The following is a 14,866-nucleotide window of genomic DNA, read 5'->3' as shown; positions in this document are numbered from 1 at the left end:
TGCGTCGAACAGCGGTGGGGCCGAGAGCCTCTCGAATCGGTACCGACGAACCCGACGAAAGCCGAGTCGGTCGAGTCCAACCGGTTCGATTCGACGCGCTCCGTCAAACGGTCGTTTCACCCTTCCGAACGGTTTTCTCGATAGACCGATACGTGGAACCATGCGCCGCCGCCAACTCCTCGCCCTGTCGGTTTCTTCTCGGTCGCCGGCTGTCTTGGGTCCGCCATCGGAGATCGTCAGGGCGTTGCCTACGCAGACCTGCCCGCGGAGGCGCGGAAGGAGGTTCGAATCGCGTACGAGCGGGGCGAGTACGCGACCTGCGAGTCGATCGCGCTGTTGGACGAGTTCGAAAATCCCGACGATGCCGTCGTCCGGTACGACGGTCGCGCCTACGAAATCGTCGTCGCCGTCGGGAACCACGGGCCGAACGCCGAGTGCAGTTCTACTTACTCCCTCGAACTCGTTCCGGCCTGACTCACAACGGTCGTCTCGGGGTCACGACCGGCCCCTCCGGCCCGACGCCGACGGCCGCTTCGACGCCGAACACGTCGGCCAGCAACTCCTCCGTCACGACCTCGCCGGGCGGTCCCCAGTCGTAGGGTTCACCGTCGCGCAGGGCGACGAGATTGTCGGCGTAGCGGGCCGCCTGCGCGATATCGTGCAGGACGATGGCGATGGTCAATCCCCGTTCTCGCGCGAGCGTCCGGACGACCTCCAGCACGCGCAGTTGGTGGCGCAGGTCGAGGTACGTGGTCGGCTCGTCTAGCAACAGCACGTCGGTGTCCTGCGCGAGTACCATCGCTATCCACGCGAGCTGTCGCTGCCCTCCGCTGAGACTGCCCATCTCCTCGGCCCGGAGGTGCGTGACCCCCGCGAGTTCGAGGGCGCGCTCGACCGCCTCGTGGTCGTCCTCGGTTCTCGAATCGAAGAACCCCCGATGCGGGTAGCGCCCGTGGTGGGTGAGCTCTTCGACGGTCAGATTCCCCGGCGACTCGTTCTCCTGCGAGAGCAGCCCAAGTTTCCGAGCGAGGGCTTTCGTCCCGAGCGTCCGCACGTCCTCGCCGTCGAGTCGAACCGTCCCGTTCTCGGGGTCGAGTTCCCGGGAGAGCGCCTTGAGCAGGGTGCTCTTCCCGCTCCCGTTCGGCCCGACGAGGGCAGTTATCTCGCCCGCGGGGATGACGATGGACTCGCACTCGACGACCGGCTCGTCGGTGTCGGGGTAGCCGATTTCGAGCTCTTTGCCGAGCAGTTCGCTGGAGTCGACTTCCCGTTCTTCCAGTTCCCGTTCCTCCGATTCGCGTTCGACGACCATTCCGCCGTCCGAGATTCGTTCCGTCATGGTTCTATCTCATCCACGTGTTTTCGAACGAGGCGTCGTCCGCGCTCTGCGCGTCGCTCGCGTTCGGCGTCGTCTATCTCCAGCGCGAGATGCTCGCACCGGAGCCGTTCGCGCATTCGCCGTTCGTCCTCCGCGGTCGCGTCCGGGGGTGCGCCGTCCGCGACGAGTTCGGCAATTCCGTCTTCGAACTCCGCGCCGCCGTACCGACCGTCTCGAACCGTCCAGTCGTAGTAGTAGTCGGCGACCTCCTCCCAGAGTCCCTCCTCTTCGCGCCGAACGTCGCGGACGAGCGCCAGTGCCGCCCGCGCTCCGTCGCCCGCGTTCACGATGGCTTGGTGCTCCGCTTCCTCCGCGAGCCAGCCTGTGACGTACAGCCCGTCGACCGCGGTGCGACCGTCCCGGTTCGCGTCCAGTTCGTCCGCGAACCGGGCGAGGTACTCGTCGTCGTAGACGGAGGCGGCCACGAGCCGTCTCGTTTCGACCTCCCGCCCGTCGCGCGTCTCGACCATGAAACCGTCGTCGGTTCGCGCGACCTCGACGACCGTGTCCTCGACTATCTCGCAGCCCGCCAGTTCGGCCTGCTCGCGACCGAGCGAGAGGAACGTCTCCGGGGGAACGCCGCCGGGGAAGCCGAGGAAGTTTTCGAGGTGTGCACACTGGCGAATCGCCGCACAGCCCCCGTCGAACACCAGCGCGTCGAGGTCGTATCGCGCGACGAATATCGCGGCGGAGAGACCGGACGCGCCCCCGCCGACGATCACCACGTCTCGTTTCGTCGTTCGCTCCGTCATCAGAGTTCACCCAGTTTCTTTCGTTTCCGCATGAGATAGAGGAAGTACGGACCGCCGACCAGCCCCGTCACGATTCCGACCGGAACCTGCACCGGATTCAGTGCGAGTCGCGCGCCCACGTCCGCGCCGACCACCAGCGCGGGACCGACGAACAGACAGCCGAGGACGACCTTCCGGTAGTCGGTTCCGACGACGTTTCGGACGATGTGCGGGACGATGAGGCCGACGAAGCTGACGATTCCGGCGACGGAGATGGCGGCGCTCGCGGCGAGGATAGCCAGCGCCGAGAGGGCGAACCGGACACGCTCCACCGACATCCCTAACGACCTGGCTGTTCGCTCGCCGAGGAGGAGGAGGTTCAACTGGCGCGACGCCAGCAGTCCGACCGGGACGACGAACAGCGTCGGAACGAGGATGATCCGCACCTGCTCCCACCCGACCCCGGTGAGCGAACCCGTCGTCCACGCGAGGGCGGTCTGGACGACGCCGATGTCCTGCGCGAAGAAGAACAGTCCCCGCTGGAACGAGTAGCAGATCGTGCCGACGATGAAACCCGCCAGCACGAGCCGAATCGGACTTGTGCCTCCCTTCCACGCGATGGCGTAGACGACCAGAAACGCGGCGATGCCCCCCAGCGCGGCGAACACCGGCAGGAAGAGTGACAGTCCGCTGAAGACGACGAGGGTGAGCAACACCGCGAGCCCGGCCCCGTGGCTCACGCCGAGGATGTACGGACTCGCCAGTTCGTTTCGCGTCACGGCTTGGAAGATGGCCCCCGAGATTGCGAGGTTCGCGCCGACGAGAACGGCGACGAAGACGCGGGGGAGCCGGATGCTCCAGATGATGGTCGTCTCGTCGCTCAGACTGACGTTCCGTGGCAGTTCGTTCCCGAACAGGAGCGCCGACAGCACCTCGGGATTGGTGACGACCTTCGGGTCGAACACCGCGTTCCACGCCTGCGCCAGCGTCGTGGAGTACGCTCCGAAGCTGACCTGTATCAGTGCGCCGAAAACGACGATGCAGATACTCGCGAGTACGAGCGCCGCGAGCGACCCGTCGAACGTCTTCCGAATTCCCGTCTCGAAATCCTCCATCATGTGTACTCGTGTCATCGCTTCGAATCCGACGCCGGAGTGAATCCGATTCGGCTTCGCGTTGCGACCCCTTCGGGTTTTAGGTCGCCCTAACTCTGAATAAGAGCTTTGGTTTTGCCACCGGATTCGAAAATCCCTCATTTCGCACGCTGTCGAAGGAGAATACGGGTTCGTTGCGCTGCTTCTACACGGAAACGATATCGGCGACGCGAGCGAGATGCCTACCGTGCTCGCGCCGTTCGGAAGTCGATTCGCCGCTCACCGACGGCGGTCGTCGGTCAGAGGTTGCCCTTTACGATGTCGCCGACCCGTTTGCGGTCGAACAGCGACTTCGAGACGTCGTACACCTGCTCCGCCGCGCGCTCCGTGACGACGAGGTTCGTGATGGGTCCCTGGTAGAGCGGCCCGCCGCGGTAGACGTCGCCGTTCTTCACCGCCGTGAGTTTGCTTCCGACGGTGTGACTCTCCATGAACGAAACGACGGTGTTCTGGAACTCCTTTTTCGTCTGCTGTTCGTGCCCGCGAAGCAGGAGCACGTCCGGGTCAATTTCGAGTAGCGTTTCGAAGTCGACCTCGCCGCGATTGCTGTGGAAATCTCGAACCGACGTGTTGGCGAGCGCGTCGCGGACTTTCAGGTCGCGCCACTGTTTGAAGCTCGTCCCCTCCGAGATGAGGTACGGCGAGAAGGATTTCGGCTCGTTTCCGCTCGCCCACAAAATCGCCACCTCCGGCCGTTTCTGCTTCTTCGACGGGACGACCGATCCGAGCTTCGTCTGGAACTCATCGTGCAGCGACGCCAGCGCCTTGTATCGGTCGGTGCGCTGGAAGACCTTCGCCAACTTTCCGAACGCCTCGTAGAGCGAGTAGTAGCGGTAGTCCTTGTGCCACTGATAGCCGTGCGAGAAGATGCTGTTTCCGAAGAAGGGACCGACTCGCTTGCTGATCTCGTCGACGTCGGACTGCTTCCAGCCCTTGAATCGGTTCATCAGGAAGTTCGGGTCGATTACGTGCACGTCCGCGCTCAGTTCGTAGAACAGTTCCTTGCTGACGCCGTCCTGATAGAGGTCGGTCATCTTGCTGGCATCGACTGAGACGCCCGGAATCTCGTCGTAGTACTGGGTGTGATACCGGCTCGTCAGCCACACCGCCTTGGGCGGTTCGACGCCGAGCGCGACGCCCATGTCGGCCCAACTGCCGTTGTTGGCGACCCACTTCTTCGGCACCGACTCGAACTCGACTTTCCCGACCGGCTCCATCGATACCGAGTACGGCCCCGACTGAGCGGTGGTACCGCCGGTTTCGCTCGTTCCGGTTCCACCGTTCTTACCATCCGTCGTCTGTTTCGAACCGTCGCCGTTTCCGCCGGTACAGCCGGCGAGCAACGACGCACCCGCGACGCCGCAACCTGTGAGCAAGCGTCGCCGGGTGACGGTTTTCGACTCGTCTGCGACCATGTTCACGTTTTAGGCTCACCTAAAGACACGTAAACCTTCCTATTTTTCGGCAACCCTAAAACCTCTCGGGTGACAGGTCGATAATTTTTCCCGTCACCCGAAGAACGTGACGGTCTAAGCTCAAGTACCTCCCTATCGTACGACGAGTGGGAACGGGGAAACGAGACGATGGGGGAACAAGACGACACTGGAAAGCGGCCAGCGGTACGCTCGGCGATCGACAGACGACTCTCGACGATGGGACGGCGGCGGTTCGTTTCGACGCTCGCAGGGGTCGGTTTCGGCTCGATGGCCGGCCTGCTCACGCCCGACGACGTGCTGGCGGCGGGCCGCGACGAAGTTCCGCTCGTGTACGGCCACGTCCGAACTCCGGACGACCGCGATTCGAGTTCGAAAGGAGTCGAACCACGGACGACGACCGTTCCGGCGGACTGGTTCGCGGATTTGCAGGCAGCGTTCGACGCCCATCGACGACTCGGCTCGCACTTCCGTCTTGGCGTCGTCGGGAGCGCCGTCGTTCCGGGGGAGTTCGGCGGGCGAAACGCCGCGGTCGCTGTGGACGTGACCGACGACGAGGCCGGCGGCGAGGTTCCGGAGTCCGTGGGCGACGTGCCGGTCGAAGTGACCCGCGTCGAACCGGAAATTTCCGAATCGACCGACCGTTCCTCTGACGAGACGGTCGCGGGAAAGCGCGTTCCGGGCGGCGTCACGTGCTCCAATCGGGACGCCTCCGGGACGCTGGCTCCCGCGATGTACGACGGCGAGACGCCGTTTTTCGCCACGTCGAATCACGTTTACGGCGGCGACGGCGGGCGATATCGAGGCGAACCGTTCTTCCTCTTCGGGAGCGGCGGTGCGCGGAAGATAGGCGAGGTTCGACGGGGTTATCAGCTCGACGACTTCGTTCGAATCGACCCGGTGAATGGTTTTCGACCGACGAGCGAGATCCGCGGCGCGTCACCATCGGCCGTCGTCGGACGGTTCTCCCGCGAGGGGCTCGCCGAACTCAAAGCTCGCGGCGCGAAAATGGAGAAAGTCACGCCCAACACCGGCCACACGTCCGGCACGATCCAGGCCATCGACGGGATGACCTGCGCCTACGGGAAGGTGTGCAAGCGCGGTCAGCTGAAGTGGGGGTCGCAGTCGGACATGGTCGACGGCGACAGCGGAAGCGTCAACTACCGCCCCGACCCCGAGAATCCGGGTTCAGGCGTCATCGTCGGCGGGTTGAACAACGCCCGGACGTGGTGGCCCGGCGAGGATTACATCTGGGGGACGGCGGCCTATCGCATCGCAAACGAACACGGCTTCACGTTCGCGCCACCGACCGCTGGCGCTCCGTGAACTCCACTTCGACCACCGTCCGCCCGCCGAGTCGCTTCGAAATCTTCCCGGCGAGGTTCCGCGACAGCCGCGGATACGACGTATCGGCCGGGCGACTCACGAGCACGGTGACCTGCTGCCTGTCGTCCACGAGTCCCATGTCGTCGAACTCAACCTGCACCTTGACGAGTTCGAGTTCCCGGTACCGCTCCTGTTGGAGCACCTTCTGCACCTCTTCGTTGACCGTGTTCTCCGTCTGCATCTGCTGGGCCATCATCCCGCCCGCACCCACGAACGAGACGAGGAGGACGACGATGGCGGCGAGCGTCGGCGCGGCCTCGCGGAGCTTCGTCCCGTTTTCGGGCCGATAGCCGAGCGCCCAGAGCGCGCTCCCGCCGGTGACGTTGATGGAGATGGCGTTCACGACTAGCAGGACGAACGCGCCGAACGAGACGACGGGCGACCCCCACGCGAGACCGACTCCGACCGCTGCGGCGGCGGGGATGAGCGCCGCCGCGATCATGACGCCGACGAGCGAGACGGGCAGGGCAGTTGCGAGGCCGAGCGCGCCCGCCGCCCCCGCGCAGAGGCCGACGACGAGCGAGAGGAAGCCCGGCGAAACGCGCTGGCTTATCTGGTTCACTGTCATCACGTCGAGGGCCGGCGGGATGAACTGCGCCGACTTGAGCGCCCAGCCGAACACCGTCGCGCCGACGATGGCGACGGCGAGGCCGAGCACCTGCGAACGCAGCCCGTCGCGTATCATGTGGCTGTCGTTCAACACGAGGCCAACGCTTGTCGTCATCGCCGAACCGACCTGCGGGGCGATGACCATCGACCCGACCACGAGGGCGGGCGAGTCGAGGAGCAGTCCCGCCGTCGCCACGATGGCCGACAGGACGGTCATCGTGTAGTAGGTGAGCGGACTCGGATTCATGCCGATGGCTTTCGTCCGAATCTCTTCGGTGGCGATGCTGTCGTCCTGGTCGTTTCCCTTGACGAACCTGTTCTCCAGTTCATCGATGTTCGGCGTCTTCGCCGTCTCCACGCTTCCGACGACGGTGTAGCTGTCGTCCAGTCCGGCGTCTCGAAGGTCGGTGAGTACGCCGTCCACTGCCTGCGCCGGCACCGGGAACTGGACGACGGCGGAATCGTCCCCGTTCTTTCCTCGCGCGTGAGCACGTAGTCGATGTGCTCATCGTCGAGGATGGAGAGCACCTCGTCCCGACAGTCGTCCTGGACGAGAATCTGGATAAGACGCATGGCCGGAGACAACCGACCGGGGATTGAAAAACGTTCTGTGCGGTTTTCGATAGTGTTACGGACAAACGACGTTCGATTTTCGTTACGATTCGGCCGAACGGGAATCATTAAGAGTGGTGCGCGATAGCCGACAGGTATGAGGTTGGAGGACTACTGGGGGGTCGGGCCGAAGACGAGCGACCTGCTCGAAGCCGAACTGGGGGTCGAACGGGCGGTTCGGGCCATCGAAGCGAGCGACGTTCGCGCCTTGACGAACGCGGGCTTGACGCGCGGGCGAGCGACGCGCATCCTCCGACAGGCCAACGGCGGTGAGGGGATGGAGGTGCTGGCGACCCGCGACACGCGCTCCGTCTACAAGACGTTGCTCGACCTCGCCAGCGACCGCGCCGTTACGCCCGACGCCGGCGACCGGATTCGCGTCATGACGCCGGTTCGCTCCCGCGCGGAGGCCGACGAACGACTCAATTCCGTGATGGAAGCCGTCGAATCGTGGCACGGCTTAGACGACGCGACCCGCGAATCCGTCCTCGCCGCCTACGAGGAGTACGACGGAAGCGAACGCACCGCGGTCGAGACGGCCCTCGCGCTTCAGGCGACCGGCGCGACCGACGGCGCGTTCGCCCCCATCGCGGACATCGACGCCGACGCGCTCGACGCCGCGGTCGGCGCGCTCGGCAAACTCGACGGCGACGGAGTCGCGGAGGGGGCGGACGCGGAACTCGACCGACTACGGAACGCGTTGGAGGGGGTCGAACGACTCGAAAGCGGCGCGCTCGACGTGCTCGAATCGGTGCAGTCGGGTGACGTGCGTGGCCCCGAGGAGTTCCGCGAGAGCTACGTCGAGTACGTCTCGCGAGAGACCGACATCGAACCGCAGCGCGTCCGCGACGCGACGGTGGGGGAGGCGACGGACGCCACGGATTTTGTCGGCGGGTCGCTCCGTGAACTCCTCGCCGAACAGCGCGCCGCGGTCGAGGAGCGCGAAGCGCGCGTCTCGGAGGAACTCGAAACCAGAATCGAGGAGGCCCGCGACGCCATCGACGCGTCCGTTTCGGCGGTGAGCGACCTCGCCGTCTCGCTGTCACTCGCCCGCTTCGCTGACGAATTCGACCTTGCGCGTCCCGAGTTCGTCGAACAGGGCTTCGCGGTCGAAGGGTCGCGGAACCTCTTTCTCGCCACCGGAAGCGGAGACGTCCAGCCCGTCACCTACGGCGTCGGCGACCACGCGGTCGCGGGGCCGCCGAAGGGCGACCGCGTGACCGTCCTGACGGGGGCGAACAGCGGCGGGAAGACGACCCTGCTCGAAACGCTCTGTCAGGTCGCCCTGCTCGCCCAGATGGGGCTTCCCGTCCCCGCGGAGCGCGCGCAGGTGTCGGTGTCGGACGCCATCGTCTTCCACCGCAGACACGCCAGTTTCAACGCCGGGGTGCTCGAATCCACGCTCCGAAGCATCGTCCCGCCGCTCACCGACGACGGGCGCACCCTCATGCTCGTGGACGAGTTCGAAGCCATCACGGAGCCGGGAAGTGCCGCCAACCTCCTCCACGGGTTGGTCGGCCTGACGGTCGACAGGGGCGCGCTCGGCGTGTTCGTCACCCACCTCGCGGACGACCTGAACCCGCTCCCCCAACAGGCCAGAAAGGACGGTATCTTCGCGGAGGGGCTGAACGAAGACCTTGACCTGCTCGTGGACTACCAACCCAGATTCGATACGGTCGGGAAGTCCACCCCCGAGTTCATCGTCTCGCGGCTCATCGCCTCCTCGAACGACCGCGCCGAGCGCGCGGGGTACGACGTGCTCGGGCGGGCGGTCGGCGAGGCGCTGGTGCAGGAGACGCTGGATTCGTGGGCCGAAGCCGAATAACGAACCGAGTCCTCTCGGTTCGCTGCCGAGCACGAAGCGACGCTCGACGGAGTTACTCTTTCGGGCGTTTGAACACCAGTGCGCTCGTCTCGCTCTTCGGTCGACCGCCGAGACTGCGACTCGACCCCGTCAGCGACGCGGCGAGTTCCCATCCCCGTTCACCGAGCGCGTCGAGGCCCGCCTCCGTCGGTTCGTCGCTGTTACTGAACAGGCCGTCGTTCGATAGGTCGACGATCTTGTACTCCCACTCTGTCATGGTGTGTATCGGTGTGTTCGTCGGTATATGTTTTCTGTTGAACGACGGTACTGTCAACGGGCATTCAATACGAATGATTCACTCCCGTTCCCGAAGTCGCTCGCGATCGTCCTCACGAAATCTGTCTTCGACGTCCTCCACGGTCTCCGTTTCGAGGAGGCGTTGAAGCTTTCGTTCGAACTGCTCGTCGGTGAGTTCGCCCCGCGCGTAGCGGTCTCTGAGGGTTTCGAGGGCGTCCTTGTTGTTCAGCTCGATTGGCTCGTCTGGCTCTTTCGACCCCTTTTTCCCGCCGGACCAGTCCCACGCGTCGTTCCACCAGTCGGGGTCGTCCCACCAGTCGGCGTCCCACCACTCCTCGCGGTCGTCCTCGTCGCCGAACAGCAGGGCGACGACGGGGATCACGACAACGTAGCCGACGAGGAGCGCCGCGAGCCACCAACTCTGGCCGGTGAAGAGGGCGGCGAGCCAGAATCCCGTGACGAGTATCGACGCGATCTCCGTCGCGTTCTCGGCGAGGCGTTCACGGGGCGTGTCGCTCATGTGAGTTCGTTTCTTTCACATTGTATAAAATATCGCCGTTTCGACGGAGTCGTTCGTGTGACGAGACGAGGAGATGGCTGTCGACGGAGTCGTTAGTCACCGCGAAGCGAGGTCCTTCACGAACGCGTATCCGAGGGTTTCGATAGTCACCTACTGTGAGATTTCAGGGTCGTGGAAAATAGATTTAATCCTCGGGGGAACGTCGTCGGTATCGTGTCCCGCATGTCTCGGCGTCCCGACCTTGAAACCGACGAGCGGAAGCCGGGTAAGACTATTTTCGTCCTGTTCGTCGTCGGTGCGGTCGTCCTCGCCGGTTGTTCGTCCTCGCAGCCGAGTACGACCACGCGAACCGCGACCCCCTCGACCACCGCCAGCGAGACGGCGACCGGGCGGAACGGAAGCGTTGGAACGACCGAGGATGGAGGGGCGACCGGCGATGGATGGACGGTCACCATCACGAGAATCGTCGACGGCGACACGGTGGAGTTCAGGTACCGAAACGGAACCACCGACACTGGACGACTGCTCGCGTCGATACGCCCGAAGTTCACACCTCGAACGACCCGGCGGAGTTCGAGGGCGTCCCGAACGACGACGCCGAGGCCGCCTGCCTCCGCGACTGGGGTCACAAGGCCAGCGAGTTCGCGTGGACGGAACTCGCGGGCGAGCGGGTGACCGTCTTCCTCGACCGGAACGAAGGGCCGCGGGACAGGTACGACCGCCAGCTGGTCTACGTCCGCGACGACGGGACTCTGTTCAACTACCGACTCGTCGCGCAGGGGTACGCTCGCGTGTACGACAGCCAATTTACCAAGCGCGACCGCTTCTACGCCGCCGAGTCCCGAGCACAGCAAAAGGGCGTGGGTTTGTGGGAGTGCCGGAACGGCCAGCGGACGACCCGACCTGAAACGGGTGGTGGCGGGAATAGCGAGGGTGACGGAGGTAGCGACGGTTCGAGAGACCTCACCGTCACTCGAATCCACGCGGACGCCGACGGCAATGACCACGACAACCTGAACGACGAGTACGTCGTCCTGAAGAACAGCGGAAACGACGGACTCGACCTCTCCGGCTGGACGGTCTCGGACGAGGGCGGACACACCTATCGCGTCCCGTCGGGAGTGAGGCTCGCATCCGGCGAAACGGTGACCCTCTACACCGGGAGCGGGTCGAACTCCGCGTCCGAACTGTACTGGGGGTCGGGGAGCGCTGTCTAGAACAACGGCGGCGACGCGATACTCGTCTCGAACGCGGACGGGACGGTCGTCCTGCGGAAGGAGTATTCAGGCTGATTCGAGCGCGGCGGACTACCCCTTTCCGGACGTTTACCTACTTCGGGACGGTTGAGTCGCACATGGAGTACAGAAACCTCGGCTCCACCGGCACGAAAGTCTCCGAACTGTGTTTCGGCACGTGGCGATTCGCCAAAGAGTCGAACGGCACCGTCGAGACGGACAGGAGAACGGCCCACGACCTGCTCGACGTGGCGTGGGAGCACGGCATCAACTTCATCGACACAGCGAACGTCTACGGCGACCCGAGCGGTACCAGCGAGGAGTGGATCGGCGACTGGCTGGCGGGCTACGATAGGGAGGACTTCGTTATCGCCTCGAAGGTGTATTTCCCGTTCGACAGCGATAATCCGAACGGGAGGGGCCTCTCGCGTAAGCACATCCGTAAGCAGATTCGGGGAACCCTCGACCGCCTCGGAACCGACTACCTCGACCTCTACTACATCCACCGCTGGGACGAGACGACGCCCATCGAGGAGACGCTCTCGACGCTGACCGAACTCGTGCGCGAGGGGAAGGTGAACTACCTCGGCGCGAGTTCGATGGCGGCGTGGCGGTTGACGAAGGCGCTCTGGGAGAGCGACGTGAACGACCTTGAGCGATTCGAGGTCACGCAACCGATGTACCACGCGGCGGCGGGCGAGGAGGTGCGGGACTACCTCGACGTGTGCGCCGACCAAGACCTCGGCGTCTGCCCCTACTCGCCGCTGGCGGGCGGCTTCCTGACTGGAAAGTACGAGCGCGACGGAGACTCGCCGGAAGGGTCGCGCGCCGACCTCACGGACTCGTTCGAGGAGTACTACGTGTCCGAGGAGGGCTGGCAGGTGTTGGACGAGATTCGGTCAGTCGCGGACGAACTCGACGCGACGCCCGCGCAGGTCGCGCTCCGCTGGCTGATTCAGCAACCTGACTTCGCCTGCACGCCCATCGTCGGCGCGCGGACGGTCGACCAGTTAGAGGAGAACGTCGGGGCCACCGACATCGAACTCTCCGGCGACCAGTTCGACCGCATCGCGGACGCGAACTAACGTCCGACCGTCGACTCCGCCGAAGGGGTTGGGAAAACGTAATGATTCCTCGTGTTGTCTGTGGTGCGAGGTGCGGCGGGGTGGGGAGAGAACCGGCGCACCGACAGGGGGAAACCAATGACACAGACCTACGTCGGCGCGATAGATCAGGGGACGACCGGCACCCGGTTCATGCTGTTCGATCACGGGGGGCAGGTCGTCGCCAGCGCCTACGAGAAGCACGAACAGATCTACCCGGAACCGGGGTGGGTGGAACACGATCCGCTCGAAATCTGGGAGAAGACACAACGGGTCGTCGGGACGGCGCTCGATGACGCGGAAATCGACGCCGAGCAACTGGAGGCGCTCGGCATCACCAACCAGCGCGAAACGACGCTGCTCTGGGACGCGGACACCGGCAAGCCGGTCCACAACGCCATCGTCTGGCAAGACCGGCGGACGACCGACCGCGTCGAGCAATTGGAAGACGAGGGGAAAGTCGAGGAGATTCGGTCGAAGACGGGCCTCGAACCAGACGCGTACTTCTCGGCGACGAAAGCCGAGTGGCTGCTCGACAACGCCGATCCCATCAAACTCCAGCGCGCTCGACCGCAGGACGTGCGGGAGCGCGCGGAAGCGGGGGAGGTGCTCTTCGGCACGGTCGATTCGTGGCTCGTCTACAATCTGACGGGCGAGCACATCACGGACGTGACGAACGCTTCCCGGACGATGCTGTTCGACATCCACGAGATGGACTGGGACGACGACCTCTGCGCAGAGTTCGACGTCCCGCGTGCGATGCTCCCTGAAGTCCGCCCGTCGAGCGACGACGACACTTACGGCGCGACGGACTCGGAGGGCTTCCTCGGCGCGGAGATCCCGGTCGCCGGGGCGTTCGGCGACCAGCAGGCAGCCCTGTTCGGGCAGACCTGCTTCGACGCGGGCGACGCGAAGAACACCTACGGCACGGGGAGTTTCTTCCTGCTCAACACGGGCGAGGAAGCGGTCGAGAGCGAGCACGGTCTGCTGACGACGGTCGGCTTCCAGCGGTCGGGCGAACCCGTCCAGTACGCCCTCGAGGGCGCCATCTTCATCACTGGTGCCGCCATCGAGTGGCTCGTCGATATGGGGTTCATCGACGACGCGGCGGAGACCGAGACCCTCGCACGAAGCGTCGATTCGACGGACGGCGTCTACGTCGTGCCCGCGTTCACCGGACTGGGCGCGCCCCACTGGAACCAGCGCGCACGGGGCACCGTCGTCGGACTGACCCGCGGTACCCGGAAAGAGCACGTGGTTCGGGCGACGCTCGAAAGCATCGCCTACCAGACCCGCGACGTGGCCGAAGCGATGGAAGCCGACAGCGGCATCGAGGTCGAATCGCTCCGCGTGGACGGCGGGGCGGTGAAGAACAATTTCCTCTGCCAGCTACAGGCCGACATCCTCGGTGCCGACATCGTCCGGCCGGTCGTGGACGAGACGACCGCGCTCGGCTCCGCGTACGCCGCCGGACTCGCGGTCGGCTACTGGGACTCCGTGGACGAACTGCGGAAAAACTGGCAGGTAGACCGCGAGTTCGAGACGGAGATGGCGAGCGAGGAGGCCGACCGGAAACACGACCGCTGGAAGGAGGCGGTCGAACGCTCCCTCGAGTGGGCACGGGAGGGAGGTGAATGAGATGGCCGAAGAGTACTGGGGGGGGAAGTACGTCAACGAACTGGTCGGCACGTTCATCCTCATCCTGCTCGGCGACGGCGCGGTCGTCGTCTCGGTGCTGACGGGCGGGTTCGACCTGTTCGGCGTCGCCGTGCTGTGGGGATTCGCGGTGATGTTCGCGGTCTACTGGGTCGGCGGCGTCTCGGAGGGCCACATCAACCCGGCGGTGACGATAGCGAACACGGTCTGGCGGGATTTCCCGTGGAAACACGTTCCGGGCTACGTCGTCTCGCAGATAGTCGGGGCGTTTCTGGCCGCCGCGACGCTGTACGTTACGTGGTCGGGCTACTTCCGACAGTTCAGTCAGGCGAACAACGTGGTTCGGGGCCAACCGGGAAGTTCCATCACGGGGATGACGCTCTGGACGTTCTTCCCGAACCCCGTGTTCGCGGGCGTGAAGGTCGGCGATTTCAACTCGCTCGAGGAGGCGGCGTTCCTAGTCTCGTTCCCGCAAGCGTTCTTCAGCGAAGTAGTCATAACGGCCATTCTCGTCGCCGTCATCTTCGCGCTCGTGGACGACTGGAACCCGATGGGAACGAGGGCTACACCCGGTCTCGCGGCGTTCCTCATCGGCCTCCTCGTCGCCGCGCTCGTCCAGTACGAGGCCCCGATTAGCATGGCGGCGCTGAACCCCGCCCGCGACCTCGGCCCGCGAATCTTCGGCTACCTCGCCGGATGGGGAGAGATAGCGTTCCCCGGACCGAGAGGCGGCTGGTGGCTCCCCGCCACCTCAACCACGGTCGGCGGAATCGTCGGGGGCGGGCTGTACGACCTCCTGACGCGGCGGTACGTCAGGCGACTCGAAGAGGAGGAGATAGCACCCGAAGAACCGCAAGTCCACGATGAAGAAGAACACGAACCCGAGGAAGCGAGGGTTCACGAGGAAGACGACAGCGAACACCCGACAGGGGGGAGCTAAGCAGTCAC

General features: G+C 64.9%; 14 protein-coding genes. 7 read left to right on the top strand and 7 right to left on the bottom strand.

Annotated elements, in window-relative coordinates:
* The first annotated feature begins 225 nt into the window (after window positions 1-225).
* Entirely contained in the window at window positions 226-474 is a 249-nt protein-coding gene (locus LIW51_RS40465) for a DUF7979 domain-containing protein (RefSeq protein WP_497007402.1), read from the top strand.
* Window position 475: 1 nt separating this feature from the next.
* Here the strand turns inward: LIW51_RS40465 and LIW51_RS20665 are convergent, their stop codons facing one another.
* The 4 genes from LIW51_RS20665 to LIW51_RS20650 form a co-directional block, all read right to left on the bottom strand.
* Window positions 476-1,339 carry an ABC transporter ATP-binding protein gene (locus LIW51_RS20665; RefSeq protein ID WP_227376897.1) on the bottom strand — a complete coding sequence of 288 codons (864 nt, stop codon included), beginning with the start codon at window positions 1,337-1,339 and terminating at the stop codon, window positions 476-478.
* A complete protein-coding gene (locus tag LIW51_RS20660) occupies window positions 1,336-2,130 on the bottom strand; it encodes an NAD(P)/FAD-dependent oxidoreductase (RefSeq protein ID WP_227376896.1) in 795 nt (264 codons plus the stop codon). Before LIW51_RS20660 ends, LIW51_RS20665 begins: the two co-directional genes overlap by 4 nt.
* Window positions 2,130-3,242 carry a FecCD family ABC transporter permease gene (locus LIW51_RS20655; protein ID WP_438267377.1) on the bottom strand — a complete coding sequence of 371 codons (1,113 nt, stop codon included), beginning with the start codon at window positions 3,240-3,242 and terminating at the stop codon, window positions 2,130-2,132. The genes LIW51_RS20660 and LIW51_RS20655 overlap by 1 nt, the downstream gene beginning before the upstream one ends.
* 260 nt (window positions 3,243-3,502) lie before the next feature.
* Window positions 3,503-4,678, bottom strand: a complete 1,176-nt coding sequence (locus tag LIW51_RS20650) for an ABC transporter substrate-binding protein (RefSeq protein WP_227376895.1) — start codon at window positions 4,676-4,678, stop codon at window positions 3,503-3,505.
* A gap of 168 nt (window positions 4,679-4,846) precedes the next feature.
* Here LIW51_RS20650 and LIW51_RS20645 point away from each other — a divergent pair, with 168 nt between their 5' ends.
* Window positions 4,847-6,022: a hypothetical protein gene (locus LIW51_RS20645; protein ID WP_227376894.1), complete on the top strand. Its 1,176-nt coding sequence runs from the start codon at window positions 4,847-4,849 to the stop codon at window positions 6,020-6,022.
* On the opposite strand, the gene LIW51_RS20640 is transcribed toward LIW51_RS20645, so the two are convergent.
* Entirely contained in the window at window positions 5,988-7,130 is a 1,143-nt protein-coding gene (locus LIW51_RS20640) for a TIGR00341 family protein (RefSeq protein ID WP_227376893.1), read from the bottom strand. The genes LIW51_RS20645 and LIW51_RS20640 overlap by 35 nt on opposite strands.
* Window positions 7,131-7,400: 270 nt before the next feature.
* On the opposite strand from LIW51_RS20640, the gene LIW51_RS20635 reads away from it, so the two are divergent.
* Window positions 7,401-9,128, top strand: a complete 1,728-nt coding sequence (locus LIW51_RS20635) for a MutS-related protein (RefSeq protein WP_227376892.1) — start codon at window positions 7,401-7,403, stop codon at window positions 9,126-9,128.
* A gap of 52 nt (window positions 9,129-9,180) precedes the next feature.
* On the opposite strand, the gene LIW51_RS20630 is transcribed toward LIW51_RS20635, so the two are convergent.
* Together LIW51_RS20630 and LIW51_RS20625 are read right to left on the bottom strand one after the other, a co-directional pair.
* Window positions 9,181-9,384 (bottom strand): DUF4177 domain-containing protein, encoded by a 204-nt coding sequence (locus tag LIW51_RS20630; RefSeq protein WP_227376891.1) that lies wholly within the window; start codon window positions 9,382-9,384, stop codon window positions 9,181-9,183.
* Between the two features lie 78 nt (window positions 9,385-9,462).
* Window positions 9,463-9,924 (bottom strand): SHOCT domain-containing protein, encoded by a 462-nt coding sequence (locus tag LIW51_RS20625; RefSeq protein WP_227376890.1) that lies wholly within the window; start codon window positions 9,922-9,924, stop codon window positions 9,463-9,465.
* A gap of 314 nt (window positions 9,925-10,238) precedes the next feature.
* Here LIW51_RS20625 and LIW51_RS20620 point away from each other — a divergent pair, with 314 nt between their 5' ends.
* The 4 genes from LIW51_RS20620 to LIW51_RS20605 all read left to right on the top strand — a co-directional run bounded on the left by LIW51_RS20620 (window position 10,239) and on the right by LIW51_RS20605 (window position 14,858).
* Entirely contained in the window at window positions 10,239-11,141 is a 903-nt protein-coding gene (locus tag LIW51_RS20620; RefSeq protein WP_227376889.1) for a lamin tail domain-containing protein, read from the top strand.
* 137 nt (window positions 11,142-11,278) lie between these two features.
* A complete protein-coding gene (locus tag LIW51_RS20615; RefSeq protein WP_227376888.1) occupies window positions 11,279-12,244 on the top strand; it encodes an aldo/keto reductase in 966 nt (321 codons plus the stop codon).
* Window positions 12,245-12,361: 117 nt separating this feature from the next.
* Entirely contained in the window at window positions 12,362-13,900 is a 1,539-nt protein-coding gene (gene glpK, locus LIW51_RS20610) for a glycerol kinase GlpK (RefSeq protein WP_227376887.1), read from the top strand.
* Between the two features lies 1 nt (window position 13,901).
* Window positions 13,902-14,858: an MIP/aquaporin family protein gene (locus LIW51_RS20605; RefSeq protein ID WP_227376886.1), complete on the top strand. Its 957-nt coding sequence runs from the start codon at window positions 13,902-13,904 to the stop codon at window positions 14,856-14,858.
* The last annotated feature ends 8 nt before the right edge of the window (window positions 14,859-14,866 follow it).

Source organism: Haladaptatus halobius, assembly GCF_020618475.1.
GTDB lineage: Archaea > Halobacteriota > Halobacteria > Halobacteriales > Haladaptataceae > Haladaptatus > Haladaptatus halobius.
Note: the sequence above shows the minus strand (reverse complement) of the source record. Positions and strands in the feature narration are given on the sequence as shown.

Excerpts from the sequence above, each read along its gene's own strand:
- LIW51_RS20665 (WP_227376897.1), bottom strand. The coding sequence starts at position 1,339 with ATGACGGAACGAATCTCGGACGGCGGAATGGTCGTCGAACGCGAATCG.
- LIW51_RS20660 (WP_227376896.1), bottom strand. The coding sequence starts at position 2,130 with ATGACGGAGCGAACGACGAAACGAGACGTGGTGATCGTCGGCGGGGGC.
- LIW51_RS20655 (WP_438267377.1), bottom strand. The coding sequence starts at position 3,242 with ATGACACGAGTACACATGATGGAGGATTTCGAGACGGGAATTCGGAAG.
- LIW51_RS20650 (WP_227376895.1), bottom strand. The coding sequence starts at position 4,678 with ATGGTCGCAGACGAGTCGAAAACCGTCACCCGGCGACGCTTGCTCACA.
- LIW51_RS20645 (WP_227376894.1), top strand. The coding sequence starts at position 4,847 with ATGGGGGAACAAGACGACACTGGAAAGCGGCCAGCGGTACGCTCGGCG.
- LIW51_RS20635 (WP_227376892.1), top strand. The coding sequence starts at position 7,401 with ATGAGGTTGGAGGACTACTGGGGGGTCGGGCCGAAGACGAGCGACCTG.
- LIW51_RS20630 (WP_227376891.1), bottom strand. The coding sequence starts at position 9,384 with ATGACAGAGTGGGAGTACAAGATCGTCGACCTATCGAACGACGGCCTG.
- LIW51_RS20625 (WP_227376890.1), bottom strand. The coding sequence starts at position 9,924 with ATGAGCGACACGCCCCGTGAACGCCTCGCCGAGAACGCGACGGAGATC.
- LIW51_RS20615 (WP_227376888.1), top strand. The coding sequence starts at position 11,279 with ATGGAGTACAGAAACCTCGGCTCCACCGGCACGAAAGTCTCCGAACTG.
- glpK (WP_227376887.1), top strand. The coding sequence starts at position 12,362 with ATGACACAGACCTACGTCGGCGCGATAGATCAGGGGACGACCGGCACC.
- LIW51_RS20605 (WP_227376886.1), top strand. The coding sequence starts at position 13,902 with ATGGCCGAAGAGTACTGGGGGGGGAAGTACGTCAACGAACTGGTCGGC.